The 15211-nt window shown below is 45.0% G+C and carries 10 protein-coding genes and 2 tRNA genes; 5 read left to right on the top strand and 7 right to left on the bottom strand.

All coding sequences use genetic code 11. The features are described from left to right. Positions 1–120: 120 nt before the first annotated feature. Positions 121–1584, top strand: a complete 1464-nt coding sequence (gene cls, locus ACS8FB_RS11275; protein WP_439263025.1) for a cardiolipin synthase — start codon at positions 121–123, stop codon at positions 1582–1584. Positions 1585–1595: 11 nt separating this feature from the next. Here cls and ACS8FB_RS11270 read toward each other — a convergent pair whose 3' ends face one another. From ACS8FB_RS11270 to rsmH, 7 genes are all read right to left on the bottom strand, one after another. After that, positions 1596–2594, bottom strand: a complete 999-nt coding sequence (locus tag ACS8FB_RS11270) for a putative RNA methyltransferase (RefSeq protein WP_439263023.1) — start codon at positions 2592–2594, stop codon at positions 1596–1598. A 121-nt stretch (positions 2595–2715) separates the two neighbouring features. Beyond that, positions 2716–3834, bottom strand: a complete 1119-nt coding sequence (gene mraY, locus ACS8FB_RS11265) for a phospho-N-acetylmuramoyl-pentapeptide-transferase (RefSeq protein WP_439263021.1) — start codon at positions 3832–3834, stop codon at positions 2716–2718. A 3-nt stretch (positions 3835–3837) separates the two neighbouring features. Next, the gene (locus tag ACS8FB_RS11260) at positions 3838–5268 is read right to left on the bottom strand and encodes a UDP-N-acetylmuramoyl-tripeptide--D-alanyl-D-alanine ligase (RefSeq protein WP_439263019.1); all 1431 of its coding nucleotides are present in this window, start codon (positions 5266–5268) and stop codon (positions 3838–3840) included. 91 nt (positions 5269–5359) lie between these two features. Then, complete coding sequence (locus ACS8FB_RS11255; protein ID WP_439263017.1) at positions 5360–6979, bottom strand: UDP-N-acetylmuramoyl-L-alanyl-D-glutamate--2,6-diaminopimelate ligase; 1620 nt, start codon at positions 6977–6979, stop codon at positions 5360–5362. Positions 6980–7110: 131 nt separating this feature from the next. Beyond that, the gene (locus tag ACS8FB_RS11250; protein ID WP_439263015.1) at positions 7111–9210 is read right to left on the bottom strand and encodes a peptidoglycan D,D-transpeptidase FtsI family protein; all 2100 of its coding nucleotides are present in this window, start codon (positions 9208–9210) and stop codon (positions 7111–7113) included. After that, positions 9210–9686 (bottom strand): cell division protein FtsL, encoded by a 477-nt coding sequence (gene ftsL, locus ACS8FB_RS11245; RefSeq protein WP_299221218.1) that lies wholly within the window; start codon positions 9684–9686, stop codon positions 9210–9212. The genes ACS8FB_RS11250 and ftsL overlap by 1 nt, the downstream gene beginning before the upstream one ends. A gap of 262 nt (positions 9687–9948) precedes the next feature. Then, a complete protein-coding gene (gene rsmH, locus ACS8FB_RS11240; protein ID WP_439263012.1) occupies positions 9949–11133 on the bottom strand; it encodes a 16S rRNA (cytosine(1402)-N(4))-methyltransferase RsmH in 1185 nt (394 codons plus the stop codon). 262 nt (positions 11134–11395) lie between these two features. On the opposite strand from rsmH, the gene gltX reads away from it, so the two are divergent. The 4 genes from gltX to ACS8FB_RS11220 all read left to right on the top strand — a co-directional run bounded on the left by gltX (position 11396) and on the right by ACS8FB_RS11220 (position 15034). Continuing rightward, the gene (gene gltX, locus ACS8FB_RS11235) at positions 11396–12931 is read left to right on the top strand and encodes a glutamate--tRNA ligase (protein ID WP_439263174.1); all 1536 of its coding nucleotides are present in this window, start codon (positions 11396–11398) and stop codon (positions 12929–12931) included. A 280-nt stretch (positions 12932–13211) separates the two neighbouring features. Next, positions 13212–13287, top strand: a tRNA-Ala gene (locus ACS8FB_RS11230). Between the two features lie 158 nt (positions 13288–13445). Further along, a tRNA-Glu gene (locus ACS8FB_RS11225) sits at positions 13446–13521 on the top strand. Between the two features lie 454 nt (positions 13522–13975). Continuing rightward, on the top strand, positions 13976–15034 hold the full coding sequence (locus tag ACS8FB_RS11220) for a hypothetical protein (RefSeq protein ID WP_439263010.1): 1059 nt from the start codon (positions 13976–13978) through the stop codon (positions 15032–15034). Positions 15035–15211 lie beyond the last annotated feature (177 nt).

Genomic DNA, 15211 nt, shown 5'->3' with positions numbered 1-15211 from the left:
CTAACACAACAAGCCTACTGCCTTAACCGTTTGCTAACCACACCAATGTTTAGAGTAAGTTATACTAAGCACCTCACTCAACTCGACAACGCATTCAAAAAAACAACAACGGATCGCCCTATGATATTGGATATCTTACTCGTTATTCATTTTATACTACTGCTAATCATCTCTTTACGAGTACTTTCGCGTCCCGAATTAACCTCATCAGCCAGACTGGCTTGGTTGGTTGTCTTATTTGTACTGCCCTATATCGGGGTAGCTGTCTACTGGATGTTCGGTGAGGTTCACTTAGGCAAGGGCTTTGCACAGCGCTATGAGAAAACCATCAAAGAAATACATCACAACAATCCTGAAGTACTCGGTAGTGAGGCGGCGCTCACAGATGGCGTCAAACCAGAGTACCGAGCTGCCTTTGCCTATTCAGCCAATATAACTGGCTTTCATACCACCTTAGGCAATCGTGCCAAGCTGATGAAAGATGCAGCCGATACACGTCAGCGTATGATTGCAGATTTTGATGCAGCAACCGATCATATTCATGTCCTGTATTATATTTGGCTCATTGACGGAATGGGAATTGATACCGCTCAGGCACTGATACGTGCTGCTAAACGAGGGGTTACTTGCCGTGCAATGGTCGATGGAATGGGTTCACGCAAAATGGTTGGCTCCAAAATATGGCAAGAAATGAAGGACGCTGGCGTACAAGTCAGTGTTGCTTTGCCGGTTAGCAATCCAATAAAGGTGCTACTATTTAGCCGTATTGATTTGCGCAATCACCGCAAAATCACCGTCATCGATGGTCAGATCGGCTACTCAGGAAGTCGCAACTGTGCAGATCCTGAGTTTCGAGTAAAGCCAAAATTTGCGCCGTGGGTGGATATTATGCTGCGGGTTGAAGGGCCAGTGGTTGCACAAAATCAAATGCTTTTCGCCAGTGACTGGTTGATTGAAAATCCAGAGACACCTTTGGATAGCTTTCCTTATTACACCAACCATGCTGCTGATGCTCAAGCCCATATAAAACAAGAAGGTTTTGCCGCCCAAGTCTTTGCAGATGGTCCCACTCAGCGTCATGGCTCAACGCCGCAGTTTTTGGGCGCTCTTATCAGCCAAGCTCAGCATACCTTGATCATCTCAACCCCTTATTTTGTACCCGATTATTCGCTGGTCAGTATCTTATGCGCGACGGCCTCTCGCGGGGTAGACGTCACGATGATTTTCCCAAAACACAATGATTCATTGGTAGTAGCAGCGACCAGTCGCAGTTACTATTGGCAATTACTACAGGCAGGGGTAAAAATTTATGAATATAAGCTAGGTTTGCTCCACGCTAAGACATTGACCGTTGATGGTGAAATCAGCTTAATTGGTTCGACCAACTTAGACTTGCGTAGCTTTGATCTAAATTATGAAAACAACATTGTATTTAGTAATAAAGCGCTGACTGCAGATATTATCGAGCGTCAATACCAGTATATCGCTGACTCGGATAAAGTAACGCTAGCACAAGTCAATGACTGGCCACTACCTTATCGAATTTGGAACAATATCGTCGCCACCATGGGACCTATATTATAAAGCGACCAGTCTCACGATAAAGTTGTGCGTTTTTTTAAGGCATACACCACAAATTTTGCTTCGGTTATAAAAGGTTTAGTTTCAGCACTGGCCAATAATATTCGACGACTCTCAGTATGAGCACGGTAAGCATAAGGTGTCATGGTTAGCAGATCGGTTAGCGCCTCTACTGGTAAGCTTAATGAGACGCTAATATTATGCGTGTCTATCAGCTCAAAATAAGGCGCCAAAGCCGGCAAAAACTTATCGGAGTCATGCTCACGTACGCTATCAAACAAGGCTTCACGCATACTCGCCAAGTGCCCGGCATCTGGCTTGGCAATCAATAAATACCCCTCATCTTGCAACACTGCTGCAAATGCTTCTGGTAGAATCGGGCTAAATATACTACTAATACCTGTCATGCTATAAGGACGTAGAGGTAGGTGCGCGGCACTGGTCACTACTGGATAAATAGCTGCCTTCTTCGTGTCAGTCTGCTTAGTATCAATCTGTTTAGTATCAATCTGCTTAGTGTCAGTGCTTTGTTGATACCAAAGGTAGTTTGCCGCTTTACTGACTTTGGCCAAGCTGGCAAGCGCAGGCTTACTGATGTCTGCAGCGATTAAAGTATCCAGTCCAGTTTGCGCCATTGCTTGCGTATAATAGCCTTCTCCGCAACCAATATCTAGCCAGCGTATAGGCTGTGCATCCTCCTCAATTGCTGCTCTGTTTTCTGCCAATAACTGGGTCATTTGCTGACAGATTAGTGTTTGCAGAGGCTGATAGTATCCTGCGTCCAAAAACCGCTTGCGAGCATCAATAGATTGCTGACTGTCACCCGGTGCTTTGGATTTTTTTTGTTGGACTGGCAATAGGTTGACATAGCCTTGCCGTGCTACGTCAAATGGATGCGAGGTTTGCTTAGGGTGCAGGCTACCATCACAGCGCCATGTATCTCTAGCAGGCTGTAAAAGTGAGTGGCAAATAGGACAAGTAAATAAAGACACAGGCAACTCAAGATCAGACATATTTGATGAGCATATTAGCAAAATTTATGGGTAACGGATGATATTAACCCTCATTAAATAATAAAAAAGCCATCTCGACAGATCAAAGATGACTTTTTATGGGACAAATTAAGAATTTAGGTTAGCGTAGCTTGAGAGTCATCAGACCTAATACCACTAATACAATAGCAATAATCCAAAAACGGGCGACCACTTGGGTTTCTTTCCAACCGATCTCTTCAAAATGATGATGCAATGGTGCCATACGAAAGACGCGCTTTTTACGGAGTTTATATGAGCCTACCTGAATCATGACTGACATTGCTTCAGCGACGAACAGACCGCCCATAATAGCAAAAGCAATCTCTTGTCGTGTCATGACTGCAATCGTACCTAGCATCGCACCAAGTGCTAGAGCGCCCACATCACCCATAAAGACTTGTGCTGGATGCGCATTAAACCATAAAAACCCAAGACCGGCTCCAATCATTGCACCGCAAACGATAATAACTTCAGAGTTATAAGCTATATAGGGAACATGCAAATACTCAGAAAATCTAACATCACCTGATACATATGCCATCGCACCCAGACCTGCTGCGACGAGCACTATGGGCAAAATAGCCAAGCCATCTAAGCCATCCGTTAAATTGACTGCGTTAGAGGCACCATTAATGACAAAGTAGGTAAAAATAATAAAACCGATACCAAATGGCACGGCCGAAAATGGAATCGTTAAGTTTTTGAAAATGGGAATCAGCAGATCCTGCATCTCACGCGTCGTTGCCATATCAGGCTGTAGCGTAGCTATATAGTAAAGGGAAGCCCCGACAAATAACGCACCAACAGACAGCCAAAAATACTTTTTGCGAGCAATCAGGCCTTGAGGATTTTTATATTTAATCTTGAGCCAATCATCTGCCCAGCCAACAGCGCCAAAGATAATCATTACAATCAGCAAAATCCAAATGTAAGGATTGCCCAGCCTTGCCCATAGCAGTGTGGCTACCCCAATGGAAGTCAGAATCAAAACGCCGCCCATGGTGGGCGTCCCGGTCTTGATTAGATGCGACTGAGGGCCGTCATCACGGACCGCCTGACCATACTTAAGTGAGCGTAGATGACGAATAACCCGCCCGCCAAAAAACAAACTAAAACTAAGCGCGGTAATAACCGCAAGTAATGCCCGTAGTGTCAACGAAGAAACCGCAAAAAACGGTGTGTAATACTGACCAAGCCATTCAAACAACCAAACTAACACCGTCTACTCCTCAACTAGCGCATCAATAAGTGTTTCCATTTGCATGGAACGAGAACCCTTGAACAATACAGTACAAGGCTTGGCTTGCTGCGCTTGCAAAAACGTCTGCAAGTATTGTAGTAGACTTTCTTTGTCATCAAAGGCATGAGCACTGATCGCACTCACCTCTTTTGCACCTGCAACACTATAGGCTGCATATTCGCCTACACAGAGCAGTACATCGATACCCGTGGCACCAATAGTCCGTCCAAGGCTTTGATGTTCACTGACAGCAGCATCACCTAGCTCTGCGATATCGCCCAATACCATGACTTGCGTACCTGTTTGTGCAGCCAATACTTTAGCGGCAGCACGTACTGAGTGTGGGTTGGCGTTATAAGTATCGTCGATGAGCCTATGCATACCTAATAGCTGACTGTTTAAACGCCCCTTAGCAGGTCGGGCATTTTCTAGACCGATGACGATATCGCTGACATTGATGTTTAACGCATGAGCACAAGCAGCAGCAGCCAAAGCATTATTCACATTATGCTCGCCTGCCAAAGGCAAATTGATATCATGGACTTGCTCGCCCACATGTAGCTTAAACTCACTGCGCTCAGGCTCTACGTCTAAGTGGCTGGCACTGACATCAGTATTGCCAAAACCAATCACGTGTGAGGTATGCTTTTCGGCGATGCGGCGCAGTTGGTTGGTAAAATCATCTTTATCAGGAACAATAGCAAATTGAGCGTCCGTTAAAGTGTGATAAATTTCAGCTTTAGTCTGACATATGCCTTCACGACTACCAAATTCCCCTAAATGCGCTGTACCGATATTTAATATACAGGCAACATCAGGGCGGACAATCTCAGTCGTATAAGCAATCTCGCCAATATGGTTGGCGCCCAGCTCTAGTATGGCATAACGATGATGATCAGACAGCTCAAGCAGCATCATCGGAACCCCCAAATCGTTATTAAGGTTGCCGCGAGTAATAAGCGTCGGTGCCAAGCGGCCAAAGATACTACCGAGCATCTCCTTACAAGTTGTCTTACCACTAGAGCCCGTAATGGCGATGACCGTCAAGTTTTGATGCTGCTGACGACGATAAGCGGCCAGATGCCCCAAAGCCAAACGGGTATCGCTTACCACCAACTGTGGAATACTTGTAGAAATTGGACGTGATACGATTGCTGCGACCGCACCTTGAGCAGCAGCGACATTGATATAGTCATGTCCATCAAAATTATCGCCACTGAGTGCTAAAAATATATCACCTGCCTTGATGGTGCGCGTGTCGGTTGTGATACGATTGCTTGTAACGCCAATCTCTGTGTCTGATTGGTCTTGTTGCCAGTGACTGCTAAGCGCCTCTGTAGCCGCCAGCAAGTTGTCTGCTTGCCAGACATAAAGTCCTTGCGACTGAATGGTATTGTTGTTGCCAGCTGTCATAATGATTGCCCTATATGGTGACTACGGTATTTCGTTATTTTTGTTTGTCTTGGCTTGATGGTTATATTTGGTTATGCATAAAACCCTATATTTATATGCGTCCCGCTTGTTGTAGCGCCTGCTGCAAAACAACGCTGTCATCAAAATCATGACGGACACCGTTGATCTCTTGGTAAGTCTCATGACCTTTGCCCGCAATAACCACAATGTCATTGGCGCTGGCGTGACTTACTGCATACTCAATCGCTCGTTGGCGGGCAGGCTCAATATGCGTACGCTGATACTGCTCTTCATTCATGCCAGCCTGCATATCTTGCAAAATCATATTGGGATCTTCAGTGCGCGGATTGTCGGCAGTTAATATTACTTGATCAGCACCAGACAACCCCGCTTGTGCCATTAATGGACGTTTACCTGCATCGCGGTCGCCGCCACAACCAAACACCGCCCATAGCTGACCTTGGCAATGCGTTCTTAAGCTATTTAGCACTTGTGTCAACGCATCAGGAGTATGCGCGTAATCCACGATAAAGCATCCATCGGTCGATGGCACACGCTGCATACGTCCAACTGCACCTTGTAGCTGTGGTACCAAGCTTGCAATGCGCTCAAGACTGATGCCCAACGCTACCGCTGCTGCAATTGCCGCCAGCAGATTGGCCACATTAAAACGCCCTAACAAAGGGCTGATAATATTGACATTGTTCACATCGTTACCTTGACTGGCATCTAGTACACTTCGTAAAGCAATTTTTACCCCTTGTAGACTAGGCTCAATTTTAGTAGCGACAAAAGTAGCAACCTCTGACGTATTATCAGCCTGCAAACTATATGTCCATACGATCAAATTACTGGCTTTAGCCGTATCAATCATTACGTTCGCATGCTCATCATCGATATTAATAATAGCGTGCGTCAAGGTTGGAAAATGGGCTTTATCAAATAGTTTGGCTTTTGCAGCGACATACTCTGCCATATCGGCGTGATAATCTAGATGGTCTCGGCTTAGATTGGTATAAATAGCGACTTTGACGGGTACACCTTGTAACCGCTGTTGATCCAATCCATGCGAGCTGGCCTCAAGTGCTAATAAGTCAACATTTTGCTCGCCCATATGATACAAAAACTGCTGCACTGCTAACGCATCACCTGTGGTATGGCGCGCTTGTAACAATGCGTCAAGCTTACCATTACCTGCTGTGCCCATGACCGCACTATCGTGACCAGCCAGCTGTGCCAATTGTGCGACAAGTTGACTGATCGTGGTTTTACCATTGGTACCGGTGACCGCGACGACTGTTGGCAATGTGATTGGCTGCTGATATTGCAAACGTGCTTGTATCAGGCTTCCTAAAAAATGGCGAATGTTAGGTACGTACAAGATAGGGCAAGGTAATATATCGGTATTATCAAACAGTGCTGATGGATTGATCTCTGAAAAGATAAGAGCTGCCCGTTTGCCAGCTTGTGATAGATAATCACGAATCTTTTGCGGGTCTTGACCTTGCTGCGTCTGACTCTTTAATAGTATAAACGCATCATTGTCAGCAACATGACGGCTATCTAAACGTAATTTATTAAAAGCAGTATTTGCTATAACTTCTGGATTTTTAGCACTGTGCACCATCTGTGATAATTGCTGCCCCAACGCCTCACTACTACTCTCTATAAGTTGTTGCAACATAACAGCATTATGGGCTGATGGGGTCATGGGCAAATCCTAAACGATTGAGAAAATGAAAAATTAAGACGTAACATACATAAGTCATGCGTTAAAACCGCAGGTGACCTTTGTGACAGGTGTCCTTTATAAATCACCAAAAAGACACCTGTTTGCTAGGCTTACTCAGTCTTTAATGGCTTATCTAAAGGCACGTTATACAAGCGCAAAGCCTCTTTCATGACATTGTGAAAGACTGGAGCTGTAGTCAGGCCTGCATAAATTTGACTACGAGGGTCTTCGATCAAAACGACACCGACTAACTTTGGATTTGATGCAGGAGCCATGCCAGCGAATACGTTGCGATATTGGTCAGTATAGTAGCCACCATCTGGGTTAATCCGGCGCGATGTCCCTGTTTTGCCCGCGACACGGTAACCATCAATAGCAGCTGCCTTCGCGGTACCACCTGGCTCTGTTACTGCCTCAAGCATTTTGACAATCGACATCGCTTGCTCATGCTCCATGATACGCTTACTGGGCAGTGCCTTATCAGTTTTAGTCAAAGTTAACGGGTGCATGACACCGCCAGAAGCCAATGCTGCATAAGCCTGTGCTACTTGAGCAAGCGTCACTTGTAGACCATAGCCATAGCTGACCGTCGCACGGCGAGCCGTTTCTTTTTCTTTTGGTGTAGTCACCAATCCTGCGCCCTCACCTGGAAATTTAAGCGGGGTTTTGGCCCCAAAGCCAAATTGTTTTTGCATGTTGGTGATGGCATCAGGCGGTAGAGATAAGGCAATCTTGGTCGAGGCGACGTTACTCGATTTCTGTAGTAGCGTCGCCATATTAATCCTGCCTAGATTATTATGGTCGCGAATCGTGTAACCACGGACACGGATAGAACCTGGGTTGGTATCGATTAAAGAGTTGGCCGTATATTTACCAGAGTCTAACGCAGCCGCGACCGTAAACGGCTTCATCACCGAACCTGGCTCAAAAACATCAAGTAACGCGCGATTACGTTGGTTTTCACCAGTCATCTCATTGAGATTATTAGAGTTAAATGATGGCCATGTCGATAACGCCAACACTTCACCAGTCTGTACATCGACCACCATACCAGTCGACCAACGTGCTTGCTGTAAGCGTCCTGCTTTCTCTAACTCTTTATAAAGCAAATACTGCAAACGCGAATCAATGGTCAACGCCACGTCCTGTCCTGCGATTTCTGGTTCGACTTGTTTGATTTCTCTTAGGCTGTTTTGTTTGGCATCTTTTAACACCAAAACTTTGCCATCATCCCCTGCCAATGTTTTTTCGTACTGACGCTCAATACCGGCACGACCCTCGTAACCTCCCTCAGAATCGCTGGCATTTTGCCCCATAAACCCGAGCAGCTGTGAATTGGGCTGCGGCTGAGGATAATAACGCTGAAAAAAGTTTTTTTCATAAACACCAGGGAAATCAAGTGAGCTGACACTTTGAGCAATCTCAGGCGTGACCTTATTTAACAACGGCAAATAATGCGAGCCGGCGCCCGATGGCAGTGCCGCTTTGACCGCTTCTTCATCAGTGACGTCAATACTCTCATCAATGGCGGCCGCTTTTTCAAGCTCAGCGACTGGAATATTGGCAGCAGCCGCTAAGCGGGTTAGATCCATATTGTCTAAGCGCTTTTGCATACGCGCTTGTAGCTGCGGACTATCAGGATTGGCGATTTTGACACGATTGAGCTCATAGTATTCGCGCGCATAATCATGCGGGCTAAACGACACAGTCGCAAGCGGTGCGCTGACGGCTAAAGGCAAATCGTTGCGATCGGTAATCATACCGCGATAGGATTTTTGTGTGCGTACGCTCGTGATGAGCTCATTACCTTTATCTTGATAAAACTGTGCGTTGGCTACTTGCAGATAATAGGCGCGTGCTATCAACAAGCCCAATATGACTAAGGCAATAGCCCAAATAGTACGAAAACGGTTTTTGTCGTTTTCAAAACCGCCACGTGAGGAGGCGCCAGAGGCTTTGCTAAAAATGACTTTTTTACGGTTTTTGACACTGGTATAAGCGCCTTGATTGTCGTTGTTCTTTAGGCGTCCAAATAGCTTACCAGCACGATTATTCGTTCCCGTTTTGGAAGATGTCGTGTTTGAAGTCTTACTGCCTGATTTGGCAGTATTAGTACGGCGTAGAGGCTTAATCACTTTACCACTGGCTGTTTTTTTGTTGGTATTTTTTGTTGTGCTCTTGCCCGTGCTTTTTGGTTTTTTATCACTCATTACTCTGCCTCCACAGCCGGCACTTCAGGAGATAAATCCGTAGTGGCTCGTGGTCCCATATCGTACGAACCATTCTCAGCTGAGTCAGTTACCACTGGTTCCAACGCAGTAGCGACGCCTGGCTGAATAATCAGCTTGTCCTTTAGCGTTGGTGAATACATCCCTAACTCGGCGACAGCGCGACTGGCAATCTGCGGTGTGGCACTAAAGGTTTGCTGCTCAATAAGCAAACGCTGGTGTTCTACTTGTAGCTTACGCTCTTGTTTCTTCATGTCTTGCAAGGTTCTATAATCCTGATGATATTGCTGAACATTTTCAGCCGTTTTGATACCGCTCCATACGATTGCACCTGCCAATAGCAACAGTACAACCACATAGATACTGACGACATTGAATCGACGCGCGAATAGTTCGCCAACATCGGTCGTATTGGACATAGCGGCGTGGTGGTTTGCAGGTTTGTCAGATATTGCCATGACGATCTCAAAAAGTGGACTTGAAGTATAAAAGCGCTAACTGTTTTAGATTTACAAATAACTTATCAGCACCATCAATAAAACATAAAATCAAATATCTCAGCCAACTGACCAAAAAACAACCAAACGAAAAGTTAACTGCTGAGCCTAGCAGACAATATTTACAGCTTTTTAACAGTGGCGTAGCGATTAACACATTCGCGCACCATTTAGATAAACATTAGCAACCATACGTGGTTCGTCCAATGATTTCACCTAAGGTTTAAGATGCATCTGTCTGCTGATAAGCTGTATCAGTACGCGTTGCCATACGTAGCCATGCACTACGAGCACGCGGATTCTGGCTCGTCTCAGCTTTGCTTGGGCCGATACGTTTGGGCTTACTAAAATAACGTGGGCGTTTGGGCGGCATAGGCAAGTTTTCATCCTCTGGATACTGACCTTTACTATGACGCTGCAAAAACTGCTTGATACGCCGATCTTCTAATGAGTGAAAGCTGATCACAGCCAGCTGCCCTCCCGTTTTTAAAATCGGAATACTTTGTACTAAAAAGTCATCGACATCGCCAAGCTCGTTATTAATAAAAATGCGCATGGCTTGAAAGCTTTGCGTCGCTGGATGCTTACCGCGTTGCCAATTAGGGTGCGCAACTTTAATCACTTCTGCCAGCTCAAGTGTGGACTTGTAACTATCCATCTGTTTGATAGCGCGCGCAATACGGCGACTATGACGCTCTTCGCCAAACTCATAAAGTACGTTAGCCAAAGTCTCATCATCGACTTGCTCGAGCCATTCGGCAACCGACTGGCCACGACTGGTATCCATCCGCATATCGACCGCGCCATCACGCATAAAACTAAAGCCGCGACTACCATCATCAATCTGCGGTGATGAAATACCCAAGTCTGCCATTAGCCCATCAACTTCCATGATGCCTATAGCTGCCAGACTATCGGTCAACGTAGCAAAGCTATCATGAATGACATGTACGCGGCTATCTTCACTTGCAAGCTTACGAGCCACGCTAATAGCGGTCGGGTCTTTGTCAAAGACAATCAACTGCGCATCATCAGCAAGCTGGCTTAGTAGTAGCCTGCTATGACCGCCACGTCCAAAAGTCGCATCAACGTAAATACCACTTAACTGTAAGCTATTTTGGTCATCGTTGTCTGTCTGTTTGGGCAGTGATTTTACGCCGAGCACCGCAGCGACGGTCTCTTGTAGCAGCACCGCATCATGGACAAAGCTTGAATCATCAACCACTGTATCACTTTGACTAAACGCTTGAGTCGTTTGATCAAGCTGCTGGGCGGGCGCTTTAGTAGAGGCGTTTTTTATAGAAGATGAGCTAACCATTGATTCAGGTGTTCCGGTAGTAGAAGAAGGGTTGGCTTTGGTATCTGACGATGTTAATTTAGATTTTGGCTTATATTTTGGCACAGACACAAACAACTCAATAGATGACGACCAACAAGGCCAATAATTAGATAAAAATAAACAAGTTATGACTTGTCTAGCGTTATTATCGCAAGGATACATCTGTAGTCAAGCGCTAGAAGGCCTTTTCGTTAAAAATATCATGTCTCTCTGTTATACTAGCGCTATATTTTACGCTATTTTTCTACTTTAACGTCTATTCATTCGTATTTCTTACTCACGCGTACTTTTGATTGTCACTTTTCATCATAAATAACTTTTTGAGAACTTTATCATGCAAACCTCTACCCAAACCACTGTTAACGGCACGCGTCCTGTCCGCACTCGTATAGCGCCCTCTCCTACTGGCTTTCCTCATGTGGGTACCGCCTATATTGCACTATTTAATCTAGCCTTTGCTAAAGCGCATGGTGGCGAGTTTATTTTACGTATCGAAGACACTGATCAAACGCGCTCAACGGAGCAATCTGAGCAGATGATTTTGGACGCCCTACGCTGGGTCGGTCTAGATTGGAGCGAGGGTCCAGACATCGGTGGCCCGCATGCCCCTTATCGTCAGAGCGAGCGTAGTGACATTTATAAAGAACATGCAAACAAGCTATTAGATAGCGACGATGCATTTCGTTGTTTTTGTACCAGCGAAGAGCTAGATGCGATGCGTGCTCAACAAATGGCCAATGGCGAGACCCCGCGTTACGACGGTCGCTGTGCTCATTTGCCTTCTGATAAAGTTGCTGGGCTTGTCGCATTAGATCAACCACATGTGATTCGTATGCGCGTACCAACCGAAGGCGTCTGCCGCGTTGAGGATATGCTACGCGGTACTGTTGAGATTCCTTGGGAGCAAGTAGACATGCAGGTCTTACTAAAAACCGACGGCATGCCAACTTACCATCTTGCCAACGTCGTTGATGACCACTTAATGGACATCAGTCACGTCATGCGCGGCGAAGAATGGCTAAACTCAGCACCCAAACATCAGCTGCTTTATGAGTATTTTGGCTGGGAGATGCCGACCCTTTGCCACATGCCATTACTGCGTAACCCGGACAAATCAAAACTGTCGAAACGTAAAAACCCAACCTCGATTACCTACTATCGTGATGCTGGCGTACTACCTGAAGCGCTGCTCAACTATCTAGGCCGTATGGGCTACTCAACGCCTGACGAAGCTGAAAAATTCACCTTAGATGAGATGATTGCCAGCTTTGATATCCAGCGTGTGTCACTTGGCGGGCCTATCTTCGATATCGAAAAGCTTAATTGGTTAAATAGCGAATGGCTACGCGCGCTCACACCTGAAGAGCTAAAAAATAAAATTCTTGACTGGGCCAGTGACAGCGACAAGCTGACTGCTATCGCAGCGGCGATTCAGCCACGCATTGAGCTATTGTCTGATGCGGTCAACTGGGGTGGCTTTTATTTTCAAAACCTACCTGATATCAACGCGGAAAGCTTTACGCATAGATCGCTTGCGCCTGAGCAAATCATCGAGATGCTACAACTCGCGCTTTGGCAGTTAGAAACCTTGCCAACATGGTCAGAAGAAAACATCTACGCCACGCTAAAAGGTCTCGCCGCTCATCTCGATATTAAGATGCGCGACTTTATGGCGCCGTTCTTTATCGCTATCGCGGGTAGCACCTCATCGACGCCCGTTATGAACTCTATGGCGATTATCGGCGCTGACATGACCCTGACACGCTTGCGTCATGCAGTTGATGTGCTGGGCGGCCTCGGTAAAAAGAAGCTGAAAAAGTTAGAAAAACAAGCGGCAGAATTGCCTGGCTTTTTGGCTGCTGAGTAGTTTTTAACTATCATTTAACAAACCTGCTGAGTAACGACATAGCTAGTGAATAAAAGCCGGGGTCAGATCATATTGAGCTGACCCCTTATGACGTTTTAGTAGTGCATAGGAGGAAGTTCTGAATTTTAATGCATGTTATTAAGCAAAGTTTGCGTTATTTTGGTCTGAATTAGTAGAAAAAATAGCTATAAACACTTTTTTTTATATATTTACGAAATATTTTTAAAATAGCAGTTGACAAGACAGCTGCTCTTACCTAAAATACGCACACTCTTAGCGAGGGGCTATAGCTCAGTTGGTAGAGCACTTGCATGGCATGCAAGGGGTCAACGGTTCGACTCCGTTTAGCTCCACCATACTATTTATAGCAACGCTCAGTACGACTGAAACGTAATCATAAATACTCGCTAGTAGGACGATATCAGCACCTAGGCAAGGCTTGCTCTATTATTAATAGATAAGCACTCTGATATTGTGAAGTACCGTTGTAACCATAGGTTATAACACTCTATGCGTCCCCATCGTCTAGAGGCCTAGGACACCGCCCTTTCACGGCGGTAACGGGGGTTCGAATCCCCCTGGGGACGCCACTATTCGGCGTCAATTATTAGCACTTTTACAGACTTGTATTAGATTAGACTAATAATCGCACCACTAAAAAGCCCATTCACAATTCATTGTGAATGGGCTTTTTTATACCTGTTTATCTACAAGTACGATAGAGACACAAACTTGCTATCACATCTGATAATTTTCGAATTCTTATATGAAAAAACCTAAAAGTAATAAATTTTAACTTTACAATCAATAGTTTAACTATTTTAACGACAAAGCCACACAAGCTTACAATTAGCGGATTTGGTGACACAAAATAACACCCTTATACACAAAGTCAGTGTTTCTCTACTTAACGCTATTATGAATATATTTCTCTATTAATTATGATTGCCTTGTACCTAGTGAAGACTTGTATAAGCTTCTTTATAGAAATCAACAATAATGATATGCAAATTAGCGTTAAATAATATGTGATAAGGAATTGTTATGTTACCTACCTATACGCCTCAACGTCGCCCTTCATGGCGCGGCGTGCTAGCAGGTCTTATTATGGGACTGCTCGTAGTCATGGCGATGATTGCCATCGCTTTAATCCTAAGCTCATTTATACCGTTTGACTTAAAAGGTACTAGTATTGCTGCTGGTATCTATGCTGCTATTACTGCCTTAGTCAGTGCTTATGTTGCAGGCTATTTTGCTATCAAATACTCTGCACCCGAAGCCTTGTTTGGTGATGGTACAGATGTCGACCAAAAAGACGCTACGTTGACTGGTATGTTGACTGCTGCTTTAATTGTATTGGTAACCACGTTTTTCACTTTTAGTAGTGCAACTGGCATCCTAGCGACGGCTGGTAATGCTGTTGGTGGTACGGTTAGTACAGTAGCAAAAACTGCAGGTGGCGTAGCAGCGGCTGGTACATCAGCGGCAAGTACAGCAGCCATCACTGCACCTGATAGTACTGTTACGCAGGTTCAGCAAAAAGCGCAAGAAGTTTACCAAACCGTATCTGGTAACATCAGCAAAGCAGATATCAGCGCTATGGTAGCCAAGAATACTCAAGATTTAAACGATCAACAAATCCAAGCGACGACTAATGTATTGGATGAGATGATTAACGAAACCAAAACTGACGTTACTGATATGGACTTCACCAGTATCGACACATGGCGCAATATTGATGAGTATGCAAAACAACGCATGGCGTCTATTGAGCAGACATTAAAAGGTCCTGAGCTAATCAACCGCTTACAGCAAGAAGGATTGAGCGAAGCGCAAGCGACTGAAGTACGTTCAGAAGTAGTACAGTCATTTAATGAGTATAAAACACAAACTGAGCAATATATCGCGCAAGCCCAACAAACCGTTGATCAAAACTTACAACAAGCTGAAGACGTTGCTCGTAAAGCTGCCTTGTATAGTGGTCTATTTTGGTTAATCAGCACTATTTTAACTTTCATCGCTGCTACTATGGGTGCCAAAAGCGCTGCTACTAAGCATCGTTTAGATAAGCCTATCGTTACTTGGGGTGACAATGTTAGATAAGCTGTTAGGAAGAATAAGGAAGTTGTAAAATACTTATTTCTGATAGAGCTTATTAATAGTTATTAGTTATAGAAAAAAGCCCAGTTACAATATATTGTAACTGGGCTTTTTTTGTCTGCTTAATTGTTCCCAGTTTATCCTTTAATATATAACCTTTGACTGGTCACGATAGTGGGG

Source organism: Psychrobacter sp. 1U1 (genome assembly GCF_051847535.1).
Lineage (GTDB): Bacteria > Pseudomonadota > Gammaproteobacteria > Pseudomonadales > Moraxellaceae > Psychrobacter > Psychrobacter saeujeotis.
The sequence above is the reverse complement of the archived record's forward strand: the minus strand, read 5'-3'. Positions and strand labels throughout refer to the sequence as shown.

What these genes read in the sequence shown, in the direction of transcription:
- cls (WP_439263025.1), top strand. Translation starts at nt 121, where the DNA reads ATGATATTGGATATCTTACTCGTTATTCATTTTATACTACTGCTAATC.
- ACS8FB_RS11270 (WP_439263023.1), bottom strand. Translation starts at nt 2,594, where the DNA reads ATGTCTGATCTTGAGTTGCCTGTGTCTTTATTTACTTGTCCTATTTGC.
- ACS8FB_RS11260 (WP_439263019.1), bottom strand. Translation starts at nt 5,268, where the DNA reads ATGACAGCTGGCAACAACAATACCATTCAGTCGCAAGGACTTTATGTC.
- ACS8FB_RS11255 (WP_439263017.1), bottom strand. Translation starts at nt 6,979, where the DNA reads ATGACCCCATCAGCCCATAATGCTGTTATGTTGCAACAACTTATAGAG.
- ACS8FB_RS11250 (WP_439263015.1), bottom strand. Translation starts at nt 9,210, where the DNA reads ATGAGTGATAAAAAACCAAAAAGCACGGGCAAGAGCACAACAAAAAAT.
- ftsL (WP_299221218.1), bottom strand. Translation starts at nt 9,686, where the DNA reads ATGGCAATATCTGACAAACCTGCAAACCACCACGCCGCTATGTCCAAT.
- ACS8FB_RS11220 (WP_439263010.1), top strand. Translation starts at nt 13,976, where the DNA reads ATGTTACCTACCTATACGCCTCAACGTCGCCCTTCATGGCGCGGCGTG.